Origin of the sequence: Actinomadura montaniterrae (assembly GCF_008923365.1) — a bacterium.
GTDB lineage: Bacteria > Actinomycetota > Actinomycetes > Streptosporangiales > Streptosporangiaceae > Spirillospora > Spirillospora montaniterrae.
Genome location: NZ_WBMR01000178.1, coordinates 1 through 19,479 on the forward strand (window position 1 = coordinate 1; position 19,479 = coordinate 19,479).

General features: G+C 74.4%; 19 protein-coding genes. 9 read left to right on the forward strand and 10 right to left on the reverse strand.

Annotation, left to right across the window (positions count from 1 at the left end):
- The first annotated feature begins 123 nt into the window (after positions 1-123).
- Positions 124-714 (forward strand): RNA polymerase sigma factor, encoded by a 591-nt coding sequence (locus tag F9B16_RS38065; protein WP_151545089.1) that lies wholly within the window; start codon positions 124-126, stop codon positions 712-714.
- The gene (locus F9B16_RS38070; RefSeq protein WP_151545090.1) at positions 711-1,679 is read left to right on the forward strand and encodes a hypothetical protein; all 969 of its coding nucleotides are present in this window, start codon (positions 711-713) and stop codon (positions 1,677-1,679) included. The genes F9B16_RS38065 and F9B16_RS38070 overlap by 4 nt, the downstream gene beginning before the upstream one ends.
- Before the next feature lie 64 nt (positions 1,680-1,743).
- On the opposite strand, the gene F9B16_RS38075 is transcribed toward F9B16_RS38070, so the two are convergent.
- From F9B16_RS38075 to F9B16_RS38100, 6 genes are all read right to left on the reverse strand, one after another.
- Complete coding sequence (locus F9B16_RS38075; protein ID WP_192809190.1) at positions 1,744-2,667, reverse strand: SpoIID/LytB domain-containing protein; 924 nt, start codon at positions 2,665-2,667, stop codon at positions 1,744-1,746.
- 19 nt (positions 2,668-2,686) lie between these two features.
- Positions 2,687-3,493: a CHAP domain-containing protein gene (locus F9B16_RS38080; RefSeq protein WP_151545092.1), complete on the reverse strand. Its 807-nt coding sequence runs from the start codon at positions 3,491-3,493 to the stop codon at positions 2,687-2,689.
- 55 nt (positions 3,494-3,548) lie between these two features.
- Complete coding sequence (locus F9B16_RS38085) at positions 3,549-4,424, reverse strand: peptidoglycan-binding domain-containing protein (RefSeq protein ID WP_225992306.1); 876 nt, start codon at positions 4,422-4,424, stop codon at positions 3,549-3,551.
- Positions 4,425-4,734: 310 nt separating this feature from the next.
- The gene (locus tag F9B16_RS53075) at positions 4,735-5,991 is read right to left on the reverse strand and encodes a helix-turn-helix domain-containing protein (protein ID WP_225992307.1); all 1,257 of its coding nucleotides are present in this window, start codon (positions 5,989-5,991) and stop codon (positions 4,735-4,737) included.
- Positions 5,992-6,378: 387 nt separating this feature from the next.
- Complete coding sequence (locus F9B16_RS38095) at positions 6,379-8,796, reverse strand: ABC transporter permease (protein ID WP_192809192.1); 2,418 nt, start codon at positions 8,794-8,796, stop codon at positions 6,379-6,381.
- Positions 8,796-9,527: an ABC transporter ATP-binding protein gene (locus F9B16_RS38100; protein WP_225992308.1), complete on the reverse strand. Its 732-nt coding sequence runs from the start codon at positions 9,525-9,527 to the stop codon at positions 8,796-8,798. The genes F9B16_RS38095 and F9B16_RS38100 overlap by 1 nt, the downstream gene beginning before the upstream one ends.
- A gap of 109 nt (positions 9,528-9,636) precedes the next feature.
- Here F9B16_RS38100 and F9B16_RS38105 point away from each other — a divergent pair, with 109 nt between their 5' ends.
- Complete coding sequence (locus F9B16_RS38105; RefSeq protein ID WP_151545094.1) at positions 9,637-10,242, forward strand: response regulator transcription factor; 606 nt, start codon at positions 9,637-9,639, stop codon at positions 10,240-10,242.
- Between the two features lie 9 nt (positions 10,243-10,251).
- Here the strand turns inward: F9B16_RS38105 and F9B16_RS38110 are convergent, their stop codons facing one another.
- Together F9B16_RS38110 and F9B16_RS38115 are read right to left on the reverse strand one after the other, a co-directional pair.
- The gene (locus F9B16_RS38110) at positions 10,252-12,321 is read right to left on the reverse strand and encodes a sensor histidine kinase (protein WP_151545095.1); all 2,070 of its coding nucleotides are present in this window, start codon (positions 12,319-12,321) and stop codon (positions 10,252-10,254) included.
- Between the two features lie 89 nt (positions 12,322-12,410).
- Positions 12,411-12,866: a carboxymuconolactone decarboxylase family protein gene (locus tag F9B16_RS38115; RefSeq protein ID WP_151545096.1), complete on the reverse strand. Its 456-nt coding sequence runs from the start codon at positions 12,864-12,866 to the stop codon at positions 12,411-12,413.
- A gap of 139 nt (positions 12,867-13,005) precedes the next feature.
- On the opposite strand from F9B16_RS38115, the gene F9B16_RS38120 reads away from it, so the two are divergent.
- Positions 13,006-13,884, forward strand: coding sequence for a sigma-70 family RNA polymerase sigma factor (locus tag F9B16_RS38120; protein WP_151545097.1), 879 nt, complete (start codon positions 13,006-13,008; stop codon positions 13,882-13,884).
- 25 nt (positions 13,885-13,909) lie between these two features.
- Here F9B16_RS38120 and F9B16_RS38125 read toward each other — a convergent pair whose 3' ends face one another.
- Together F9B16_RS38125 and F9B16_RS38130 are read right to left on the reverse strand one after the other, a co-directional pair.
- Positions 13,910-14,932 (reverse strand): zinc-dependent alcohol dehydrogenase family protein, encoded by a 1,023-nt coding sequence (locus F9B16_RS38125; RefSeq protein ID WP_151545098.1) that lies wholly within the window; start codon positions 14,930-14,932, stop codon positions 13,910-13,912.
- A 64-nt stretch (positions 14,933-14,996) separates the two neighbouring features.
- Complete coding sequence (locus tag F9B16_RS38130; protein WP_151545099.1) at positions 14,997-15,416, reverse strand: (R)-mandelonitrile lyase; 420 nt, start codon at positions 15,414-15,416, stop codon at positions 14,997-14,999.
- A 120-nt stretch (positions 15,417-15,536) separates the two neighbouring features.
- On the opposite strand from F9B16_RS38130, the gene F9B16_RS38135 reads away from it, so the two are divergent.
- The 5 genes from F9B16_RS38135 to F9B16_RS38150 all read left to right on the forward strand — a co-directional run bounded on the left by F9B16_RS38135 (position 15,537) and on the right by F9B16_RS38150 (position 19,375).
- On the forward strand, positions 15,537-16,535 hold the full coding sequence (locus tag F9B16_RS38135) for a helix-turn-helix transcriptional regulator (RefSeq protein WP_151545100.1): 999 nt from the start codon (positions 15,537-15,539) through the stop codon (positions 16,533-16,535).
- Between the two features lie 86 nt (positions 16,536-16,621).
- Positions 16,622-17,575 carry an esterase/lipase family protein gene (locus tag F9B16_RS38140; RefSeq protein ID WP_225992309.1) on the forward strand — a complete coding sequence of 318 codons (954 nt, stop codon included), beginning with the start codon at positions 16,622-16,624 and terminating at the stop codon, positions 17,573-17,575.
- Positions 17,576-17,797: 222 nt separating this feature from the next.
- Complete coding sequence (locus F9B16_RS51550; RefSeq protein WP_192809191.1) at positions 17,798-17,965, forward strand: hypothetical protein; 168 nt, start codon at positions 17,798-17,800, stop codon at positions 17,963-17,965.
- Between the two features lie 127 nt (positions 17,966-18,092).
- A complete protein-coding gene (locus F9B16_RS38145; RefSeq protein WP_151545101.1) occupies positions 18,093-18,701 on the forward strand; it encodes a GlcG/HbpS family heme-binding protein in 609 nt (202 codons plus the stop codon).
- Between the two features lie 95 nt (positions 18,702-18,796).
- Entirely contained in the window at positions 18,797-19,375 is a 579-nt protein-coding gene (locus F9B16_RS38150; protein ID WP_151545102.1) for an RNA polymerase sigma factor, read from the forward strand.
- Positions 19,376-19,479: the final 104 nt, after the last annotated feature.

Consider the following 19,479-nt stretch of genomic DNA (forward strand, 5'->3'; position numbering starts at 1 on the left):
CGGCGGGCCGCGGGCGGCGGGCGGCGGGCGGCGGGCGGCGGGCGGCGGGCGGCGGGCGGTGAAATGCTCGCGCTGTGACGGACATGTGGTGGGCGTCCGGTCCGTACGGCGAGAGGAAGTCACGTGTCAGCCAGTCCGGAGGCACCACGCCCGCCCGATGAGCGGCGGCGCCGCTTCGAGCACGTCTACGCGGCCCACCGCGCCGGGCTCCTCGGCTACGCGCTGCGCCGCACGGCCGACCCGCAGGACGCGGCCGACGTGCTCGCCGAGACGTTCCTGATCGCGTGGCGGCGGCTGGACGACGTGCCCCCCGGCGACGCGGCCCGGCTGTGGCTGTACGGCGTCGCCCGCCGCGTGCTGGCGAACCACCACCGGGGTGAGCGCCGCCGGTCCGCGCTGGTCGGCGACCTCGCGGGACGGCTGCGCACCGACCTCGCGGGGCACCGCGTCCCGCCTCCGGACGGGGAGCTCGCCGCGATCGCCGCGGCGTTCGGCGAGCTGTCCGGCGGCGACCGGGAGCTGCTGTCGCTGGTCGGCTGGGAGGGCCTGGACCACGGCGAGATCGCCGCGGTGCTCGGGTGCTCGCGCAACGCGGTGCGGATCCGGCTGCACCGGGCCCGCCGCCGGTTCGCCCGCGCCCTGGACCGGCAGGGGGCCCAGGCCCCGAACGCCCACGCCATGCCCGCAGCGGTCATCAACGGAGAACGCGCATGAACCACGACATCGACCCGCTCGTCGGCCGCCTCGCCACCGTCACCGACGCCCGCGCCGCCGAGCTGCTCTCCGACGAGGCGGCCGCCGACCTGGCCGGACGGATCACCGCCGCGCCCGCCGAAGCCGCCGGGCCCGGCGCCGCCCCGGCCCCGCGCCGTACGCGCCGCCGCCTCGCGATCGGGCTTCCGCTGCTGGCCACGGGGGTCGCCGCGGCGGCGGTCGCCGCCGTGCTCGCCGGGCAGTCCGGGGGCTCCGGCGATCCGGGGCGGCCCGCGCCGTCCGGCAGCGCACCGACCGCGGGCACGCACGCGCGGGTGCAGCTCGCCGCCGCGCTCAGCTTCACCCGCAAGGGCCGCTACATCGACGTGCGGATCCGCGACCCGTACGCCGACCCGGCACGGTACAAGCAGGAGTTCGCCGCGCACGGCCTGCACGTGAACCTGAGCCTGGTGCCCGTCTCGCCGTCGATCGTGGGCACCGTCGTGATGGAGGACACCGGCGCCACGGCGCGTCCCGACGACGTCACCGAGATCCGCGTCAAGGGCGCCTGCGAGGTCGCCAGCGGCGGCGACGACTGCACGGTGGGGGTGCGGATCCGGGAGGGCTACACGGGCACCGCCACGATCGTCTTCGGGCGCGCGGCACGGCACGGCGAGCAGTACGAGAGCACCGCTGCGGCGACCGCGCGCGGCGAGGCCATGCACGGGATGGTGTACCGCAAGCGGCACGTGTCCGAGGTGCTGGCGGCGCTGAAGAAGCGGAACGTCACCGTCCCCGAGTACCGGGTGATGGTGGGCAACGAGAGCCAGGTCCGCTACCCGGGGCAGGTGCCGGGCAACTGGTACGTCCACGACGCCGTCCCGTGGGCGGACGGCCAGGTGATGCTCTTCGTCGGCCCGGAGCCGACCGAGGAGCCGGCGGACGGCCCGGCGGCGGCGCCGTCGCCGACCGCCGCGCACGGCTGACCCCGGACGCGAAGCGGCGGGGCGCCGGCCGGATCGCCGGTGCCCCGCCGCGAGCGGGAGAGCGTCAGGACAGGACGATGTCCCGGTAGTAGTGGCGGAGGATCGCCCGGAAGTCCGAGCCGGCGTTCGCCATGTCGCGCGAGCCGTACTGCGACATCCAGTTCCCGTCCACCCAGGCGCCGCAGGCGGTCGTGGTGGAGCAGTAGTGCGCGATCAGGATGTTGCCGCTGCGCGTCATCCGGGTCGACCACGTGCGGTCGACGGCCGCGGACGTCGACGACACCGCCGACGACGGCCGGTACACCTGGTCGCCCGTGTCGTCCCGGACGTCGTAGCACGCGCCGCCCGAGGTCTTGCGGGTCGAGTGCAGCGCCCAGTACCAGGCGTAGCTCTTGACGGCCATCGCCCCGGCGTCCAGCGAGGCGCTCGGCCAGCTCGAGATCCACTCGTTCGGGAGGACGTTCTTGACGTAGGTCTTGAAGTCCACCCGGTCCACGCGGCCGAGGCTCACGCGGTACACCAGGATCGAGGACGGCAGCGTGGTGTTGGACCCGTCGGTCTTGCACCCGCTTGGCTGCGACACCAGGATCTGGTGCGAGGCGTTGTTGTTCTTCAGCGTCGCGTTCAGGTTGCCTTTCGCCCCGGCGGCGAAGTCCTGGTAGGCACCGGCGTAGTTGCTGTTGTAGTAGACCCGCACCGTGTGGCTCGTGCGGTTCCACACCGACGCCGCGTTGTTCTTCACGCAGACGCCCTGGCCGTTCCCGGCGCCCTTGAATTCGTAGCAGGTCGGCTGGGTCGTCCCGTAGTCGTCCAGGGAACTGGTGAAGTCGGAGATCGACCCGGCCTCGTCGCTGTTGAAGTAGTAGCAGAACTCGCCGCTGTCGCAGGCCCCGTCACGGGACGCCGCGGACGCTGGCCCGGCCACCACCACGACTCCGGCCAGCACCGTCACCACGGCCGTGAGCAGGCCGATCAACCGTGCGCGCATCGCCATTTCCGGCCGCCTCTCAGAAGTGGAGCATCCACTGGAAGTCGGCCTGGGCGGTGCTCACGTGCACGTGCGAGCGCGTGCCGTAGGCGAGCGGGTTGTTCCAGTTGTACTCCTCGACGTCGAACGAGCCGTCGGAGTAGACCCTGTTCACGTAGGCGACGTGGCCGACCTTGTGGACGTCGTTGACGGCGATCGCGCCGACGGACGGCGTCTTGTTGACCGTCACGCCGACCCGGCGGGCGGCGTCGTCCCAGGTGCCCGCGTTGCCCCAGGTGGTCTTCCACGAGTTGGAGAAGTTCGGGACGCCGAGCCGGCTCGCGATCCGCCACGCCGCGAACGCGGTGCAGTTGTTCTGCGCGAACCCGCGCGCGTTCCCGTCGTAGTCGTTGCGCGGCGTCTGCCCCGACCCGTCGAGGATCTGGTGCGAGGCGTTGTTGTTCTTCAGCGTGGCGTTCAGGTTCCCCTTCGCGCCGGCCGCGAAGTCCTGGTAGGCGCCGCCGTAATTGCTGTTGTAGTAGACCCGCACCGTGTGGCTCGTGCGGTTCCACACCGACGCCGCGTTGTTCTTCACGCAGACGCCCTGGCCGCTTCCGGCGCTCTTGAAGTCGTAGCAGGAGGGCTGGGTGGTGCCGTAGTCGCCGATCGAGGTGGTGAAGTCGGAGATCGACCCGGCCTCGTTGCTGTTGTAGTAGTAGCAGAACTCACCGCTGTCGCAGACCCCGTCGCGGCCCGCCGCGTACGCGGGCGAAACCGAGGCCACGAGGGGCGCGGTGAGGGCCAGCGCTGCGCCGGCGAACGTCAGGGTCTTCTTCAGGTGCGGCATGGTCTCCTCTTTCGATAGGGGGTGTGGAGATGCCTGGCCCGGTGGGCGCGCCCGGTCAGTGGGTGCGCTGGTACTCCTCCCAGGTCTGGATCGGGACGCGCGGCCCGTCGTCCGCGCCCCGGTCGGCCAGGCCGTTGAGGCCGAGGTAGTAGTCGCCCGTCTGGTGCTGCGCCTGGCTGGACAGGTCGGTGTCGTTGATCGCGGCGGCGTGGATGTGCCAGGGCCAGTCGCCCTGGTTCGGGTTGCGGACCCACGCGGCGAACCCGACCTGGCGCAGCGCGCGCGCCACGGACGTGCGGGTGGCGGCGGACATCCCGGTGACGCTGATGTCGACGACGCCGCCGCCGTCGTGGGTGCCGGCGGACGACGGGTCGCCGCCGGGGTTGTAGGAGCCCTGCGACAGGACGATCTTGAAGCCGAGCAGGCGTTCGGCCTCGGCGAGCATCGCCTGCGTGCGGGCGTCGACCGTGTACCCGTCGCGCTGCACCTTCGCGCCCGGGCTGATCTTGCGGGTGACGGTGTAGCGGTTCTCCCCGAGCTTGGTCAGCGACGTCGCGCCCGGCAGCCCGTTCGCGGCGAGGCCGCTGTAGCCGAGGGAGCGCTGGTAGGCCGCGTACGCCGCGACGGTCTCGGTGCCGAAGTAGCCGTCCACCCAGCGGGCGTCCAGGAGGTTCCTGGCCTGCAGCGCCTGCTCGACGGCGAGGACGGACGCCTTCGCGCCCGGGGTCAGCGTGTCGTCGGCGCGCCGCGGGTCGATCTGCGCGGCGAGGACGGTGGCCTCCATGTCGACGGCGGGCAGGGCGGCGGGCGCGGCGGCGGGCGCGGCGTGCGGGGCGGCGGACGCCTGCACCGCGCCCGCCGCCAGGCCGCCCGTGACCGCGACGGTCGCGAGCAGCCCGGTGATGGCGGCCCGGGTCCTCGTCAGCTTCATGCGGTGCGTCCTTCCGTGGGGCTTCCGTGGGGTCGACTCGGCTCGTCGCCTCTCGTTGCTACCGGCCCCATTGATTGATCGACACACCCGCCGAGAGAGATCAATCAGCGCCGTACATCCGGCCCGCCGGGGTCTGTCCGGGCCACCGGGCCGGCGGCTGTACGGGCAGGTCAGAGGGGGTGCCGGCGGACGGGTCGGGGTGGGTGGCCCTATTGACACGGTGTTGTACGGCCGCGGTGGGAAGTCCACCGCCGGGAGCCGTGGACGTGGGAGCCGTGGACGCGGGCGGCGGCGCGGGCGGCCCGTCCGGTCAGGAGGCGCTGGGGTACTTGCAGGCGGCCTCGCGCGCCGACGCGTCGACCGTCGTGGACGGCGACGCCAGCGACGCCGCGTCGTGCGGGCCGGGGAGCCGCAGCGACGCGACGGCCGCCGCCTCGCCCGGGGCGCCGCCGCCGAAGCAGGCGACCGCCGCGACCGGGACGCGGTCGCCGGGGTGGACGGGGGCGGGGAGCCGGTCGGGCCGCCAGGTGACCGACAGGCCGGACGCGGCGTCGCCGGTCAGCCCGACCTGGTGCCACAGGCGGAGCTCCGGGCTGGCGGGGTCGGCCGCGTAGTAGGCGGCGAAGCCCACGATCTGCACGTCCGGGCCCGCCGCGGTGAGCACGACCCGGGGGTCCCGCGACGGCGCGCCGATGGCCTTCAGCGTCAGCCGTTTCGGCGCCGGCAGCGCCCCGGCGCACCCGGTCGGCGCGAGGTGCGCGGGCGGGTTGCCGTGGACGACGGCGGAGGCGACGACGCGGCCGTCCGGCAGGACGAACCAGCGGCTGTCCGGGATGCCCGCCGTCCGGTCGGTGACCTTCGCGCCGATGCAGAACCCGGTGAACGCGATCACGCATCCCGCCGGGTACGTCGCCACCTCCGGCCGGTCGAGGGCGGCGCCGGACCGGACGTGCGCCCCGGCGCCGTACGCGGTGGCGGTGAACTTGGGGTTCTTCGCGGGCATGGGGCAGCCGCCCATGTGCATGTGGCCGCCGTCCCGCCCGCCGACGCTCAGCCCGACGACGAACAGCCCGGCGGCGAGGAGGCACGCCGCGGTGATCGCGGCGGCGTTCCGCCTGGTCCGCCCGCCGGTCGCGGCGGGGCCGATGACGATCGAATGGAATTCGCGCGGCACCGGTCCGGGCGCGGGTTCTCCCGGCACTTCCGGCCGCAGGATCTCCCGCTTGACGACGGCCTCTCCGCCCGCGCCGTCTCCGCCCGCGTCGTCCTCTTCCGGGTCGGGCGCCGCGTCCTCCGCGGCCTGCACGGCGTCGTGGACCTCTTTCCAGCGGCGCTCCCACTCGCCGGTATCGCCGTCGCACGCGCCGACGAAAGCGAGGGTCACCGATAACGTCGGCAACCGGACGCCGCTGGCGGCTTCCGACAACGTCGAGGCGCTGTATCCGGCGAGTTGCGCCAATTGGCGGTAGGTCGGTTCGCCCGCGGACATCCGCAGCGCGCGGAGATCGTGCGCGAACGACTCCAGCGGGCCGGCCGCCGGGTCCAGCGGGCGTTCACGACGAGCCATGCAACCGTCCAGCCAGGGGTGCCCGCGCGGCCGCACGCGCGGGGGCGATGTCGGATGGGCGCCGTGTCTTCCGGCGACTGCCTGCCGCGGTCAATGTACCGGCCTTATCCGGGAAACCGCAGGGGCCGGCGGCTTAACGCGCCGGCAACGGCCGGTGGCGGAATGGTAGGCGGGTCGTTCTGCGATTCGTCAGCCATTGCGGGAGCCCATGGTCAGGGTGCGTTGCGATCGATTTTCCTGGCAATCGCCACGATCTCAGCTCACCATTGACCTCCGCTCCGCCATCGGTCCTAGAGCGATCGTGAACAAAGTAGAACCGGTGCGACGATCTGTCCAGACCTCCCCGGCCGCGGGGCCGGGGAGGTCTGCCGGGCGCCCGGCCGGGCGTCACTCGCGGGCGCCCACGGCGTCGGCGGGACGGGTCCGCATCGCGAGCCGGGCGGGCAGCGCCGTGGCCGCCGCCGCGAGGAGGCCGCCCCAGGCGATCACGCCGAGGTGGGCGAGCGGCGGGACGGACGGCCCGCCGCCGGTCATGCCGCGTCCGAACGCGGTGAGGGTCGCGAGCGCGATCGCGGTGCCGAGGACGCCGGCGACCAGCACGACGGCGAGGGTCTCCCCGCCGAGCATCCGGGTGATCTGCCGGCGGGTGGCGCCGGACAGCCGCAGCACGGCGAGCTCGCGGGCCCGGCCGGCGGTCGACATCGCCAGCGTGTTGACCACGGCGATCGCGGTGAACGCGATGATCAGACCCATCGCGATGTAGTTGACCTCGGCGTTCGCGGAGGCGGTGTCCTCGGCGAGGGTCGACGCGCTGACGGTCGGGACGCTCTCCGGAGCCGTGCCCGCGATGAGGACTGTGCCGCGCGGGTCGTCCACGTGGGCGGCGAGGAGGTCGTGGGCGACGGTGAGGTCGCCGAAGCCGAGCCCGCGCCCGTAGACGGCGACGACCTTGAGCGCGGCGGGCGTGCCGTCGCCGAGGGTGAGGCGGAGCGTGTCGCCGGGTCCGACGTGCAGCCGCGACGCCGCGGTGGTGCTGACCGCGATGGACGACGGATCCAGCGCCTTGATGTCGCCCTTGCGGACGTCGAGGTCCATGGTCTTGTCCAGCCCGGCGGTGGTGACGCCCTGGACGCCGTAGTTCTCCAGCCCGACCCGGACGGTGCTGTGCACGACCTCCGTCACGGCGGCGACGCCGGGCGTGCGGCGGATCGCCTCCGCGGTGCCGTGCGGGATCTTCGGGCCTGCGACGTGCGCGGCGAGCGTGCCGCCGGTCGCCTGCCGCACAGCGGCGCGTCCCGTGGTCGTCTGCGCGAACAGGATCGTGGCGGTGAGCCCGATCATCAGGGTCAGCGGCGTGATCACCGACGCGAGGCGCCGCGCGCCCGCGCCGAGGTTCGCGGCGGCGAGGTGCCCGGCGACCGGGAACGCGCGCAGCGGGACGGCGAGGACGGCGACGGCCGCGCGGGCGATGACCGGGCCGAGCAGCGCGACCGCGACCGTCCAGGCGAGCGCGGTCAGCATCGTGACGGGGCTCGCCGCGGCCTCGGTGTGCAGGCCCGCGAGCACGATCGTCAGCACGACGGATCCGGCGAGGACCAGCAGCCCGGCGGCGGTGCGCGCGACGCCGAGCCGGGCCGGGGCCATCGCCGCGTCCCCGAGCGCCTCGACGGGGCGGATCCGCGCCGTCCGGCGCCCGGCGATCCGGGCCGCCGCGACGGCCGCGACGATCGCCGCCACCGCCGCCGCGGCCGGCGGGAACGGGCTGACGACCAGGTCGAGGTTCGGGGGCAGGGCGCCGAGGCCGCGGAACCGGTCGCGCAGCCAGAACGCCAGCGGCAGCCCGGCGGCGGCGCCGAGCGGCCCGGCGGCGAGGCCGATGAGCAGCGCCTCCCGCCCGATCATCCGGCGGACCTGCCGGGGCGTCGCGGCGACGGCGCGCAGCAGCGCGATCTCCCGCTGCCGCTGCTGCACGGAGAGGGCGAACGTGCCGGACACGACGAGGATCGCGACGAGCAGCGCCGTCCCGCCGAGCGCGCCGCCCATGCTGATCAGCTTGATCCGGGACCGCTCGGCGCCGGGGAACTCGGCCCGGCCGCGGTCCGCGCCGGTGTGGACGGTGGCGCGGGTGCCGCGCAGCGCGGCGGCGATCGCGGCCTTGGAGCCGGTCGCGCCGATCGCGGTGACCTGGCCGGGGTGCCCGGCCAGCCGGCGCGCCTCGGCGGTGGTGAAGAAGATCGCGGCCTGGTCCTTCAGCGCCTGCCGCGTCACGCCGGACACCCGGTAGGAGCCCGGTTCGGCGGACGCGACCCGCACCCGCGAGCCGGGGCGCAGGCCGTTCGCGCGGGCCGTCGCCGCGTCCACGACGATCTCGTCGGGGGCGGCGGGCGCCCGGCCCTCGCGCAGCGTGAACGGGGTCAGCGCGGCCGACTCCCAGCCGTGCCCCCACGACTCGTCCGGCGCGGTGCCGATCTCCGCGGGGAACGCGACCTCGGTGACGACGTCGCGGGCGCCCGCCGCGCGGACCGCGTCCGCGGTCGAGGCGGGCAGCCACGCCCGCTCGGCGATCGCCTTCGCCTTGTGCTTGACCTTGCCCTTCTTCTTGATCTTCGTCTGGTGGACGAACTGGTCGCCGGTCACCACCACCGGCGCCCCGGCGTACCGCTCCGGCGCGACCGAGCCGCGCAGCCCGGTGTCCAGCAGAACCCCGCACGCGCACACCAGCGCCGCCGCGCACAGCAGCGCGACGAACGCCCCCGCGAACCCCGCCTTGCGGTGCCGCACCGTGGAAAGGACGATCCGCAGCATCAGTTCCACGCCCCCAGCCGGGTCATGCGGGCCGCCACCTTGTCGCTGGACGGCGCGTCCATCGCGTCGGCGATCCGGCCGTCCGCGAGGAACAGCACCGTGTCCGCGTAGGACGCGGCGACCGGGTCGTGGGTCACCATCACGACCGTCTGCCCCATGGCGTCGACGGTCTCGCGCAGCAGGGTCAGGACGTCCCGGGCCGTCATCGTGTCGAGCGCGCCCGTCGGCTCGTCCCCGAACACCACTTCCGGACGCGTGACCAGCGCGCGCGCTATGGCGACGCGCTGCTGCTGCCCGCCTGACAATTGCGCCGGACGATGCCCTAGGCGTTCGCTCAGGCCGACTCTCTCGACGACCTCGTCCAGCCATTTCCGGTCGACCCGCGTACGGGCGAGACGCAGCGGCAAGGTGATGTTCTGCTCGACCGTCAGCGACGACACCAGATTGAACGCCTGGAACACGAAACCGACCCGCTGCCTGCGCAACTCCGTCAGCTTCGTCTCGTTCATGCCGGACAGCTCGGTGTCGCCCAGCCGGACGCTCCCGGACGTCGGGCTGTCGAGGCCCGCCGCGCAGTGCAGGAACGTGCTCTTCCCCGATCCCGACGGGCCCATCACGGCGGTGAACCGGCCGCGCGGGATGCCCGCCGACACCTCGCGCAGCGCCGCCACCGCGCCCCTCCCCTTGCCGTACACCTTGCTCACCGCGTCCATCCGCACCGCTTCGTCCATGCGGACAAGTCTTCTGACCTGCGGCTTCACGGACCAGAGAGCACATCACCGGTCATATGTGATCTCGTCATGGTCCGGCCCGTGACGCCGTCACTGGTAGACATGAGCCGTGATCAACGTGCTCCTCGCGGACGACCACCACGTCGTGCGCAGCGCGCTGGCGGCCCTGCTGTCGCTCGAACCGGACCTGACCGTGGTGGCCGAGGTCGAGCGCGGCGACGAGGTCCTCGCCGCCGCCCGCGCCGCCCGCCCGGACGTCGCCGTCCTGGACGTCGACATGCCCGGCATGGACGGCCTCGCGGCCGCCGCCGCCCTGCACGACGCCCTCCCCGGCGTCGCCACGCTGATCCTCACCGGCCACGGCAAGCCCGGCCACCTGCGCCGCGCCCTCGCCGCGCACGTCCGCGGCTTCCTGCTGAAGACCGCGCCGCCGGACGAGCTCGCCGCAGGGATCCGCAAGGTCGCCGCGGGCGAGCGCGTCCTCGACCCCAAGCTCGCCCTCACCGCCTGGGACCTCGCCGACAACCCGCTCACCCCGCGCGAGACGGACGTGCTGCGCCTCGCCGCCGAGGGCGCGGAGGCACCGGAGATCGCCGAGCGGCTGCACCTGTCGGCCGGGACGGTCCGCAACTACCTCACCGCCGTCGTCACCAAGCTCAACGCGCGCAACCGCACCGACGCGGCCCGCATCGCGCGAGAGGCAGGCTGGCTCTAGCCGCCGGCTTCAGCCGATCACGGCCTCCACCCGGAAGCCGCCCTTGCCGTCGGCGCGCGCGCTGAGCGTCCCTCCGGCCGATGCCAGGCGCGTCGTCAGGTTCCCGATTCCGGACCCGGGAGCCGTACGCGGTGCCGCCGGATCCAGCCCGTCGTTCTCCACGACCAGCCGGACCACACCGTCCTCTTGCGCGGTCATGATGACGCAACGTTTCGCGGCGCTGTGCCGGAGCACGTTGGTCACGGCCTCACGCAGCACCGTGCCGAGCACCGCCGACGTCCCGTCCGCCAGTTCCCCGTGCGCGAGGTCCATCTCGACCTCGACCCCTGCCGCGGCCAGCACCGAGCGAGCCGAACGCGCCTCCCCGTCCAGCGACAGCCCGGCGTCGCCGCCGGTGGCGGCGTCCAGGTCCCGCCCGGCGCGTTCCGCCATCGCGACGACCTCCTCCAGCTCCGCTCGCGCGCGCGCCGGATCGACGTCCGCGAGCCGACGCGCCAGCTCGCACTTCAGCAGGATCGCCGCGAGGCTGTGCCCCAGCAGGTCGTGCAGGTCGCGCGCCGCCCGCAGCCGCTCCTGGACGGTCGCGGCCCGCGCCAGCTCCTCCCCCGCCGCCCGCAGGTCCCGGACGAGCCGCGCCAGCCGGACGAGCCCGTACACGACCAGGCCGGTGACCAGCGTGCTGATCACGTAGTTGGTGACGGCCGCGGCGCCGAGCCCAAGGCCCGCCGCGCCCGCCCCGACCGCCGCCATCACCGCGGCGACCAGCGGGATCGCGACCTTGCGCGGCAGGCCGACCAGCAGCGTCCCGACCAGGAACCCCGCGACGCCCAGCCACGGCTTCCCGAGCAGCGGCACGGGCGCGACGCTCAGCACCGCGAGGCCCAGCGCCCACGCCTTGGGCCGCCCGGTGCTCGTCCACAGCAGCTGAAGGGCACCGATGCAGACGAGCAGCGCCGCCGCGACCGGCCACTCCCACCCCCACGGAACCTGCAGCAGCCCCTTGACGGAGAACCCCGCCAGCACAGCCGCCAGCAGTCCCACCGACAGCCGGTAGGCGGCCCGGTCCGGCAGGCTCACCGGCCGCTCGCCCGCCTTCACCGAGGCCTCGACCGCGAACCTGCCGTCCTCCCCCAGCCCGGTGGAGAAGCCGCCGCCCGCCGCCCGCACCCGCCGCGCGGCGTCCTCCAGCCCCTCCTCGCCGAGCTCGGCCGTGCGGACCCCGTCGTTCACGACGCGCAGCCGCACGAACCCGTCCGCTTCGGAGGTCTCGATGACGCAGGTCCGCGCCGTCCCGACGCGCACCACGTCCGTGACCGCCTCGCGCAATGCCATCGCTAGGAGCGCCCCGGCCGGTCCCAAGGGTTCGCTGTGGCTCGTCCGCACGTCCGCGTGGACGCCCGCCGACTCCAACAGCGCGCGCGCCGCCGACGCCTCTGGGGCCAGCGACATGCTGCGGAAATCGGCCGCCGCTGCGCGGGCCTCGTTCAGCGACCTCCGCGCGACGTCCAGCACGTCCGCGATCTCCTTCGGCCGCTCCAGCGCCCGGCGGCTCCCCTCCGAGATCTCCCGCAGCCCGTCGCCGAGCCCGCGGTTCAGCTCCGCCGCGATCCGCAGCCGCTCCCGCGCCACCGCCGCCAGCGTCAGCGGCAGCCGCGCCGCCGCGGTGTCGTCCGCCCGGTCCGCCAGCCGCACCAGCCCGTAGACGACCAGCCCGGTGAGCAGGCACGTGATCGTCACGTCGGCGCCGCCGAGGACCGCCGCGCTCCCGACGACCGCCGCCGCGAGCGGCCACGCGCCCGCCAGCAGCAGCGAGCCCGCCGCGAACCCGAGGATCCCCGCGGACGTGCCGAACGCCAGCACGCCCGCGTAGGCCGCCGCCGCCTGCACCGGGATCCACCAGCGCCACCGGCCGTCCCGCGCGACGACCCGGACGATCTGCACGCCCAGGACGACCGCCACCAGGGCGACCGCGGCCGCCACCCGGCCGGGCCCCGCCGTCCGCGCCGGCGCCGCCAGCACGTACACCCCGGCGAACGACGCCAGCACGGCCCCGACGATCAGCCGCGCCCGCCCCGGCACCCGACCCTCCACAATCCGGACACACCCCCACATAGTCGGCGTGCCACGATCCTGCCACGCCGCCCGCGCGGCGCGGCCGGGCGCCGGGGTCAGTCCCAGCGCGTCCCGGCGGGGATCCGGAACGTCGTGTTGATCCGGTTGAAGAAGTTGGTGACCGCCACCATCAGCACCAGCGACCCGAGCTGCCGCTCGTCGAAGTGCCGCGCGGCCTCCGCCCAGATCTCGTCGGTGACGGCGCCGGGCCGGTCGGACAGCCGCGTCGCGGCCTCGGCGAGCGCCAGCGCGGCCCGCTCCGCCTCGTCGAACAGCGGGTTCTCGTACCAGGCCGCGACGCCCATCAGCTTCTCCTGGGCGATGCCCGCCCTGGCCGCCGCCGTGGCGCCCGCGTCGACGCAGGCGCTGCAGCCGTTGATCTGGCTCGCCCGCAGATGCACCAGCTCCAGCGTCTCGCGCGGCACCCCGCCCGAGTACACCTCCTTGAACAGAAGCTGGACGCCCTTCGTGATGTCGGGCCGGCTCTTCGCGTCGTGAATGCGTGCCGTCATCGTTCCTCCTTGGAACATCCGGTCAGGGGACGGCACTACGACGTCCGGACGCGGCGGGAGGTAACGCGCGGCCCGCGGCGTTACCTCACTGGCGCCCGGCGCGTCCTGGTAGTGAGACCGCCACACGCCGAGGAGGATCGTGACCGAAGAGGACCAGCTCGCCGCCGAGTTCGAGGCGCAGCGCCCCTACCTGCACGCGGTCGCGTACCGCGTGCTCGGCTCCCATTCCGACGCGGACGACGCCGTCCAGGAGGCATGGCTGCGGCTCGCGCGGACCGGCGCCGACGGCATCGACGACCTGCGCGGCTGGCTCACCACCGTGACCGGCCGGATCTGCCTCGACCTGCTGCGCAGGCGCGGGACGCGGCGCGAGCAGCCCCTCGAACTGGACATCGGCGTGCTCCCCCTCGACGCGGACGCGGACGCGATCGCCCGGATCGATCCGGAGGAGGAGGCGGTGCTCGCCGAGTCCGTGGGCCTCGCGCTGTACGTCGTCATGGACGCGCTGACCCCGGCGGAACGGGTGTCGTTCGTGCTGCACGACGTGTTCGAGGTCCCGTTCGACGCGATCGCGGCGGTCCTCGGCCGGAGCACCCCGGCCGCCAAGATGCTCGCCAGCCGGGCCCGCGGACGGCTGCGGTCCGGCGCGCCCGCGTCCGGCTCCGGCGCCGCCGGCCGGGACGTCGTCGACGCGTTCCTGGCGGCGGCGGGCCGGGGCGACGTCGCCGGGCTGCTGGCCGTCCTCGCCCCGGACGTCGAGCTGCGTGCGCACGGCCCCGGCGGCAGCGTCGTCGTCCGCGGCGCGGGCGAGGTCGCGGCGCAGGCGCGCCGGTTCGCGCGGCCGGGCGCGACCGGCCATCCGGTCCTCGTCGACGGCCTGCCGGGCGTCCTCATCACGGTCGGCGGGCGGCCGGTGACGGTGCTGGCCTTCACGGTCGCGGACGGCGCCGTGACCGCGATCAGCGGGCTCACCGACCCCGCCCGGCTGGGCCGGATCGTCCCGTCCTGGGTCGCCTGACCGCCGCCGCGCGCCGTTCCCGGCATCAGGGCGTCAGCAGGACCTTGATCGCGCGGCGCTCGTCCATCGCCCGGTAGCCCTCGGCGGCCTCCGCCAGCGGGAGCGTGAGGTCGAAGACGCGGCCCGGGTCGATCTCCCGCCTCCAGATCAGGTCGACCAGCTCCGGCAGGAACCGGCGGACGGGCGCCGGCCCGCCGTGCAGGTGCACCTGGGAGAAGAACAGCTCCTCGCCGGGCAGCTCGACGCCGTGCGCGACGCCGACGAAGCCGACGTGGCCGCCGGGCCGGGTGGACCGGATCGCCTGCGCCATCGACTCCTGGGTGCCGACCGCCTCGATGACGCTGTGCGCCCCGAGCCCGCCGGTCATCTCCTTGATCTTCGCGACGCCGTCGGCGCCGCGCTCGGTGACGACGTCGGTGGCGCCGAACGCGCGCGCGAGCTCCTGGCGGGGCGCGTGCCGGCTCATCGCGATGATCCGCTCGGCGCCGAGCTGCCGGGCGGCGAGGACGCCGCACAGGCCGACCGCGCCGTCCCCGACGACCGCGACCGTCTTGCCCGGACCCACGTCCGCCGCCACGGCGCCGAACCAGCCGGTGCCGAGCACGTCGGACGCGGCGAGCAGGCTCGGGACGAGGTCCGCCGGCGGCGGCTCCGGCGTGGCGACCAGCGTGCCGTCCGCGAGCGGGATCCGGGCGAGCTGGGACTGCGTCCCGATCGTGCCCATCAGCACGCGGTGGACGCACGAGCTCTGGTAGCCCGCGCGGCACAGCTCGCAGGTGCCGTCGGACGCCCAGAACGAGCCGATCACGAACTGGCCCGGCCTGATCGTCCGGACGTCGGCGCCGACCTCCTCGACGACGCCGACGTACTCGTGCCCCATCGGGGCGGGGCCGTCGGGCTTCTCCACGCCCCGGTACGGCCACAGGTCGGACCCGCAGACGCAGGTCGCCGACAGCCGGATGACCGCGTCGGTCGGCTCGATGATCGCCGGGTCGGCGCGCTCCTCGACGCGCACGTCGCCGGGTGCGTGCAGCACTGCTCCGAGCATGGAACGGAACTCCTCGGTCTTCGGGAAACTTCGTGTTCGGGAAACTTCGTCTTCGGAAAGGCGGTCAGGCGCGGGCGCCGGAGCGCGGGCCGCCGTACTCGGCGTCGGTGACCTTGTCGCCCCAGACCGTCTCGGGGACGTCCGGGTCGCCGGTGCCCTCCCACAGCGCGAGGTGCTCCATGAACGCGTCGGGCGCCGCGCCGTGCCAGTGCTCCTGGCCGGGCGGGGTGTAGACCGTGTCGCCCGGACGGGCTTCGATGATCTCGCCGCCGCGTTCCTGGAGGAGCGCGACCCCGGACACGATGTGCAGGGTCTGGCCCAGCGCGTGCGAGTGCCAGTCGGTGCGGGCGCACGGCGCGAACCGCACCAGGTTCAGGCGGGCCCGCGACGGCTCCTCCCCGGCGTAGATCACGTCCAACCACACGTCGCCGGTGAACCATTCCGCCGGGGCCTTGCTCGCCGGCCGCCGCTCAAGGATCTCCATGTGCTCCCCTTCCTTTCCACCGGCCATGAAACCCCTGCTCAGAGCCTTGTAACAGGGACGGCTGTCTCAGGTAACGGCAGTACCCCCCTCGCCGCGGGCATGCCGCATAGCGTGGAAGGCATGGACAGCAGGAACGAGGTCCGGGACTTCCTGGCGTCCCGCCGCGCGAGGATCACGCCGCAGCAGGCGGGGCTGCCCGTCTACGGAGGGAACCGGCGCGTTCCCGGGCTGCGCCGCGAGGAGGTCGCCATGCTCGCGGGCGTCAGCGTGGACTACTACATCCGCCTGGAGCGCGGGAACCTGTCCGGCGTGTCCGACAGCGTCCTGGAGGCCCTGGTACGCGCGCTGCAACTGGACGACGCGGAGCGCGCCCACCTGTTCGACCTGGCCCGCGCCGCCGGGCCCGGCGGCGCCGCGCACCGCACCCGCCGTTCCGCGCCGAAGGTCCGGCCGGGGCTCCAGCGCATGCTGGACGCGATGACGGACGCGCCCGCGATCATCCGCGACGGGCGCATGGACGTCGTCGCCGCCAACCGGCTCGGCCGCGCCATGTACTGGCCGGTCTACCAGAGCCCGCGCCCGGCCGGGCGTCCGCCGAACATCGCGCGCTTCCAGTTCCTCGACCCCGCGGGGCCCGACTTCTTCCCGGAGTGGAACACCGCCGCCGACATCACGGTCGCGCTGATGCGGACGGAGGCGGGCCGCGACCCCTACGACAAGGTGCTCACCGACCTGATCGGCGAGCTGTGCACCCGCAGCGACGACTTCCGCACCCGCTGGGCCAGGCACAACGTGCGGCGGCACCACGCCGGGACGAAGACCTTCCACCATCCGGCCGTCGGCGACCTCGTCCTCGACTACGAGTCGATCGACCTGGCGGCCGACGGGGGCCTGAACATGACGGTCTACACCGCGAACCCGGACTCCTCCAGCCATGACGCCCTGCGGCTCCTCGCCAGCTGGGCCGCCACCCTCGACGACGACGCCGCCCGCACGAACGACACCGCGGGCGCCGACAACGCCGCGCGCACGAACGACACCGCACGCACGAACGACGCCACGCGCGGAGACGACCGGCCGCGCCGCGAGCCCGGCCGGTCCCCCGGCCCGCGCGCCTGAGCCCACCGCCGGCGACGAACCCGCACCCCGCGCATTGTCACGCGGCCGCATAGATCCGCGGTCTCCAAATAGATACCGTTGTTCTTATGAAACGCACGCGAAGGAACCGCATGCGGCGCCGCCTCACCGCGGCCGCCCTGGCGGCGTGCGCCGCCCTCACCGCGCCCGCCGCTGCGCCCGCCCCCGCCGAGGCGGAGACCGCGTACCCGGTGGGCGACCTGGCGACCTCGATCGGCAACTTCCTCTTCAGCCCGGACGCCGTCCCCGGGGCCAACATCTGGTCCTGCCGGCCGTCCGCCGCGCACCCCTACCCCGTCGTGATCGTGCACGGCACCACGTCCAACTTCGGCTCCGCCGGCGCCATGATGGCGCCCGCCCTCGCCAACGCGGGGTACTGCGTCTACGGGTTCAACTACGGCGAGACGTCCCTGACCGCCGGCCACGTCTACGGACTCGGCGAGGTCGCCGCGTCGGCCCGCACCATGAGCGCGTTCGTCGACCGCGTGCTCGCCGCGACGGGCGCCCCGAAGGTCGACGTGATCGGCGGCTCCCAGGGCGGGATGATGCCGAACTACTACATCAAGCGGCTCGGCGGCGCGGCCAGGGTCCGCACGATGATCGGGCTCGCGCCGACCAACCACGGCACCACCATGCAGGGGCTGGTGAACCTCGGCCGGTCGCTGCACGTCCTCGGGCTCGTCAACGACGCCTACCGGTTCGTCGGCGCGCCCACCTACCCCGAGCAGGAGGAGGGGTCCGACTTCCAGAAGGCGCTGTTCGCCGACGGCGACACCGTTCCCGGCGTCCGGTACCTGACGATCGCGACCTCGCACGACACGACCGTCACCCCGCTGGCGAACTCGTTCCTGCACGGCGGCGACTCCACCAACATCCTGCTGCAGGACCTGTGCCCCGACGACCCGGTGAGCCACTCCGGGATGACGCTCGACGGCCCGATCATGCAGATCGTCCTCAACGCCATCGGCCCCGACGAGCCGGGCTTCAAGCCGCGATGCACCGGCTACGGCCCGAACGTCTAGCCGGTGCCCGCCGCCGCTGCGGCATCCATCACGGGGGCCGGATGTCAAGCAGCGGCGGCGGGCGGGCGCCGTACCCGCGAGGGACGGGCTCTGTGGCGCCGGAGCGGTAAACGAAGAGTCGCGCATCATCAACGCAGAGTCATCGCGTCGGGAGAGGTGCGCCGCCGTGCCTCGAGGGCGGCGCCCTATCGATCACCACGTACCGCGCCATGGGAGACCTCGATGCCCGAAACCGCGATCAGCCGCCACGCCGTCCCCGTCCACCGTGCCGTCCTGGCGTGCGACTGCCCGGGATGCCCCACATGCGGGGGCAGCGGCACGCTGTCGGGCGGCCGCACCTGCGGGACCTGCCAGGGGACGGGACGGTGCTCGCACGGCGGCGGCCGCTGACCGGGGTGTTTTACCGAGAGTTGCCCGGACGCTGCCCGCGACGCGTGGTCCCCCATTCTCACGCACGGTTACTTTCCGACCTGGAGGGTCACTCCATGTGACCGAATGTCAGGGAATCGGGGGGAACATGTCGATCAGGCGTTTCATCGGCGGCGCCGTCGCGCTGGGCGCGGCCGCCGCCGGGGCGGTCGGCGTCGCAGGGCCGGCGTCCGCCGCCGCGCCGGCCGCGACCGTCGCCGTCCAGGACGGGCACGGCAAGCCCGGTCACGGCCACGGGAACGGCCATGCCCACGGGAACGGCCATGGGAAAGGCCATGGCCACGGCAGGCACGACAGCGCCACGGCGCCGGAGCGGGTGCTGTCGAACAGCGCGCTCGTCCGCGCGTCCCGGGAGTTCGTGGAGTCGGCCCGGCGGCACGGGAACCAGCGCGTCACCATGGTGATCATGGAGCGGGCGGGCACCATCCGGCTGGTGGTCCGCACGCGCAAGGCGGGCCCGCAGACCTACGTGTCCGCGAAGGCCAAGGCGTACACGGCGGTGGCGTTCGGCCAGCCGACCAGCGCGCTGTCCGGGAACGAGACGATCAAGCAGATCCCGGGCACGCTCACGCTGCCCGGCGGCGTCCCGGTGTTCTACAAGGGCTTCCCGATCGCGGGCATCGGCGTGGGCGGCGCGCCGGACGGCCGGATCGACGAGGCGATCGCCAACGACGTGCTGGCGGCCGTCAACCGGTGACCCGCGCGGGGCGGGGCCGCCGGCGGCAGACTCTCCGGTAACGCGTTCGCTCCCCCGAGCCAAGTGGGGGTGAAGCGGCGAGAGGGAGTGAGCGCATGGCCGGATCCGACGACGGCCTCGCCCGCGTGGGACGAGATCCCGCGGCGTTCGAGGAGTTCTACCGGCGGCACGTCGAGGCGGTGGGCCGGTTCGTGGCCCGCCGGGTCGACGATCCGCACACCGCCGCCGACCTGACCGCCGAGGTGTTCCTCGCGGTCATCGAGTCGGCGCACACCTACCGGCCCGCGGCGGGCTCGGAGGTCGGCTGGCTGTACGGGGTGGCCCGCAACGTGGTCGCGGCCGAACGGCGCCGCGCCGCCCGGGAGCGCCGCACGACCGGCCGGGAGGCGGGACGGCGGCGGCTGGAGGCCGACGACATCGCGGCGCTGGTGGAGCGCATCGACGCGGAGGCCGCGGGCCGCCGCACCTACCGGGCACTGGGCGAGCTGCCGGACGGCGTGCGCGCGGTGCTGGAGCTGATCGCGGTCGACGGGCTGACGGTGACCGAGGCCGCGGGGGCGCTCGGCATCCGGCCGGTGACCGCGCGGGTGCGGCTGCACCGGGCGCGGCGGGTGCTGCGCGACCTGGTGCCGGAGGCGGGCATGGCGCTCGCGTACGCGAAGGAGGGCGCATGAACGGGTACGAGGAGCGGATCATGTCGGAGCTGAAGGTCGTGGTCGCCGAGCGCGCGGCGGCGGGCACGGCGGCGGAGGCGCCGGCGGCGGCGCGGCGGCGTCCG

Bases quoted from the DNA above. Each gene is read 5' to 3' on its own strand.
- F9B16_RS38070 (WP_151545090.1), top strand. From the start codon at position 711: ATGAACCACGACATCGACCCGCTCGTCGGCCGCCTCGCCACCGTCACC.
- F9B16_RS38145 (WP_151545101.1), top strand. From the start codon at position 18,093: ATGTCGATCAGGCGTTTCATCGGCGGCGCCGTCGCGCTGGGCGCGGCC.
- F9B16_RS38100 (WP_225992308.1), bottom strand. From the start codon at position 9,527: ATGGACGAAGCGGTGCGGATGGACGCGGTGAGCAAGGTGTACGGCAAG.
- F9B16_RS38130 (WP_151545099.1), bottom strand. From the start codon at position 15,416: ATGGAGATCCTTGAGCGGCGGCCGGCGAGCAAGGCCCCGGCGGAATGG.
- F9B16_RS38135 (WP_151545100.1), top strand. From the start codon at position 15,537: ATGGACAGCAGGAACGAGGTCCGGGACTTCCTGGCGTCCCGCCGCGCG.
- F9B16_RS38125 (WP_151545098.1), bottom strand. From the start codon at position 14,932: ATGCTCGGAGCAGTGCTGCACGCACCCGGCGACGTGCGCGTCGAGGAG.
- F9B16_RS38140 (WP_225992309.1), top strand. From the start codon at position 16,622: ATGAAACGCACGCGAAGGAACCGCATGCGGCGCCGCCTCACCGCGGCC.
- F9B16_RS38085 (WP_225992306.1), bottom strand. From the start codon at position 4,424: ATGAAGCTGACGAGGACCCGGGCCGCCATCACCGGGCTGCTCGCGACC.
- F9B16_RS38150 (WP_151545102.1), top strand. From the start codon at position 18,797: ATGGCCGGATCCGACGACGGCCTCGCCCGCGTGGGACGAGATCCCGCG.
- F9B16_RS38075 (WP_192809190.1), bottom strand. From the start codon at position 2,667: ATGCGCGCACGGTTGATCGGCCTGCTCACGGCCGTGGTGACGGTGCTG.
- F9B16_RS38095 (WP_192809192.1), bottom strand. From the start codon at position 8,796: ATGCTGCGGATCGTCCTTTCCACGGTGCGGCACCGCAAGGCGGGGTTC.
- F9B16_RS38080 (WP_151545092.1), bottom strand. From the start codon at position 3,493: ATGCCGCACCTGAAGAAGACCCTGACGTTCGCCGGCGCAGCGCTGGCC.
- F9B16_RS38115 (WP_151545096.1), bottom strand. From the start codon at position 12,866: ATGACGGCACGCATTCACGACGCGAAGAGCCGGCCCGACATCACGAAG.
- F9B16_RS53075 (WP_225992307.1), bottom strand. From the start codon at position 5,991: ATGGCTCGTCGTGAACGCCCGCTGGACCCGGCGGCCGGCCCGCTGGAG.
- F9B16_RS51550 (WP_192809191.1), top strand. From the start codon at position 17,798: ATGCCCGAAACCGCGATCAGCCGCCACGCCGTCCCCGTCCACCGTGCC.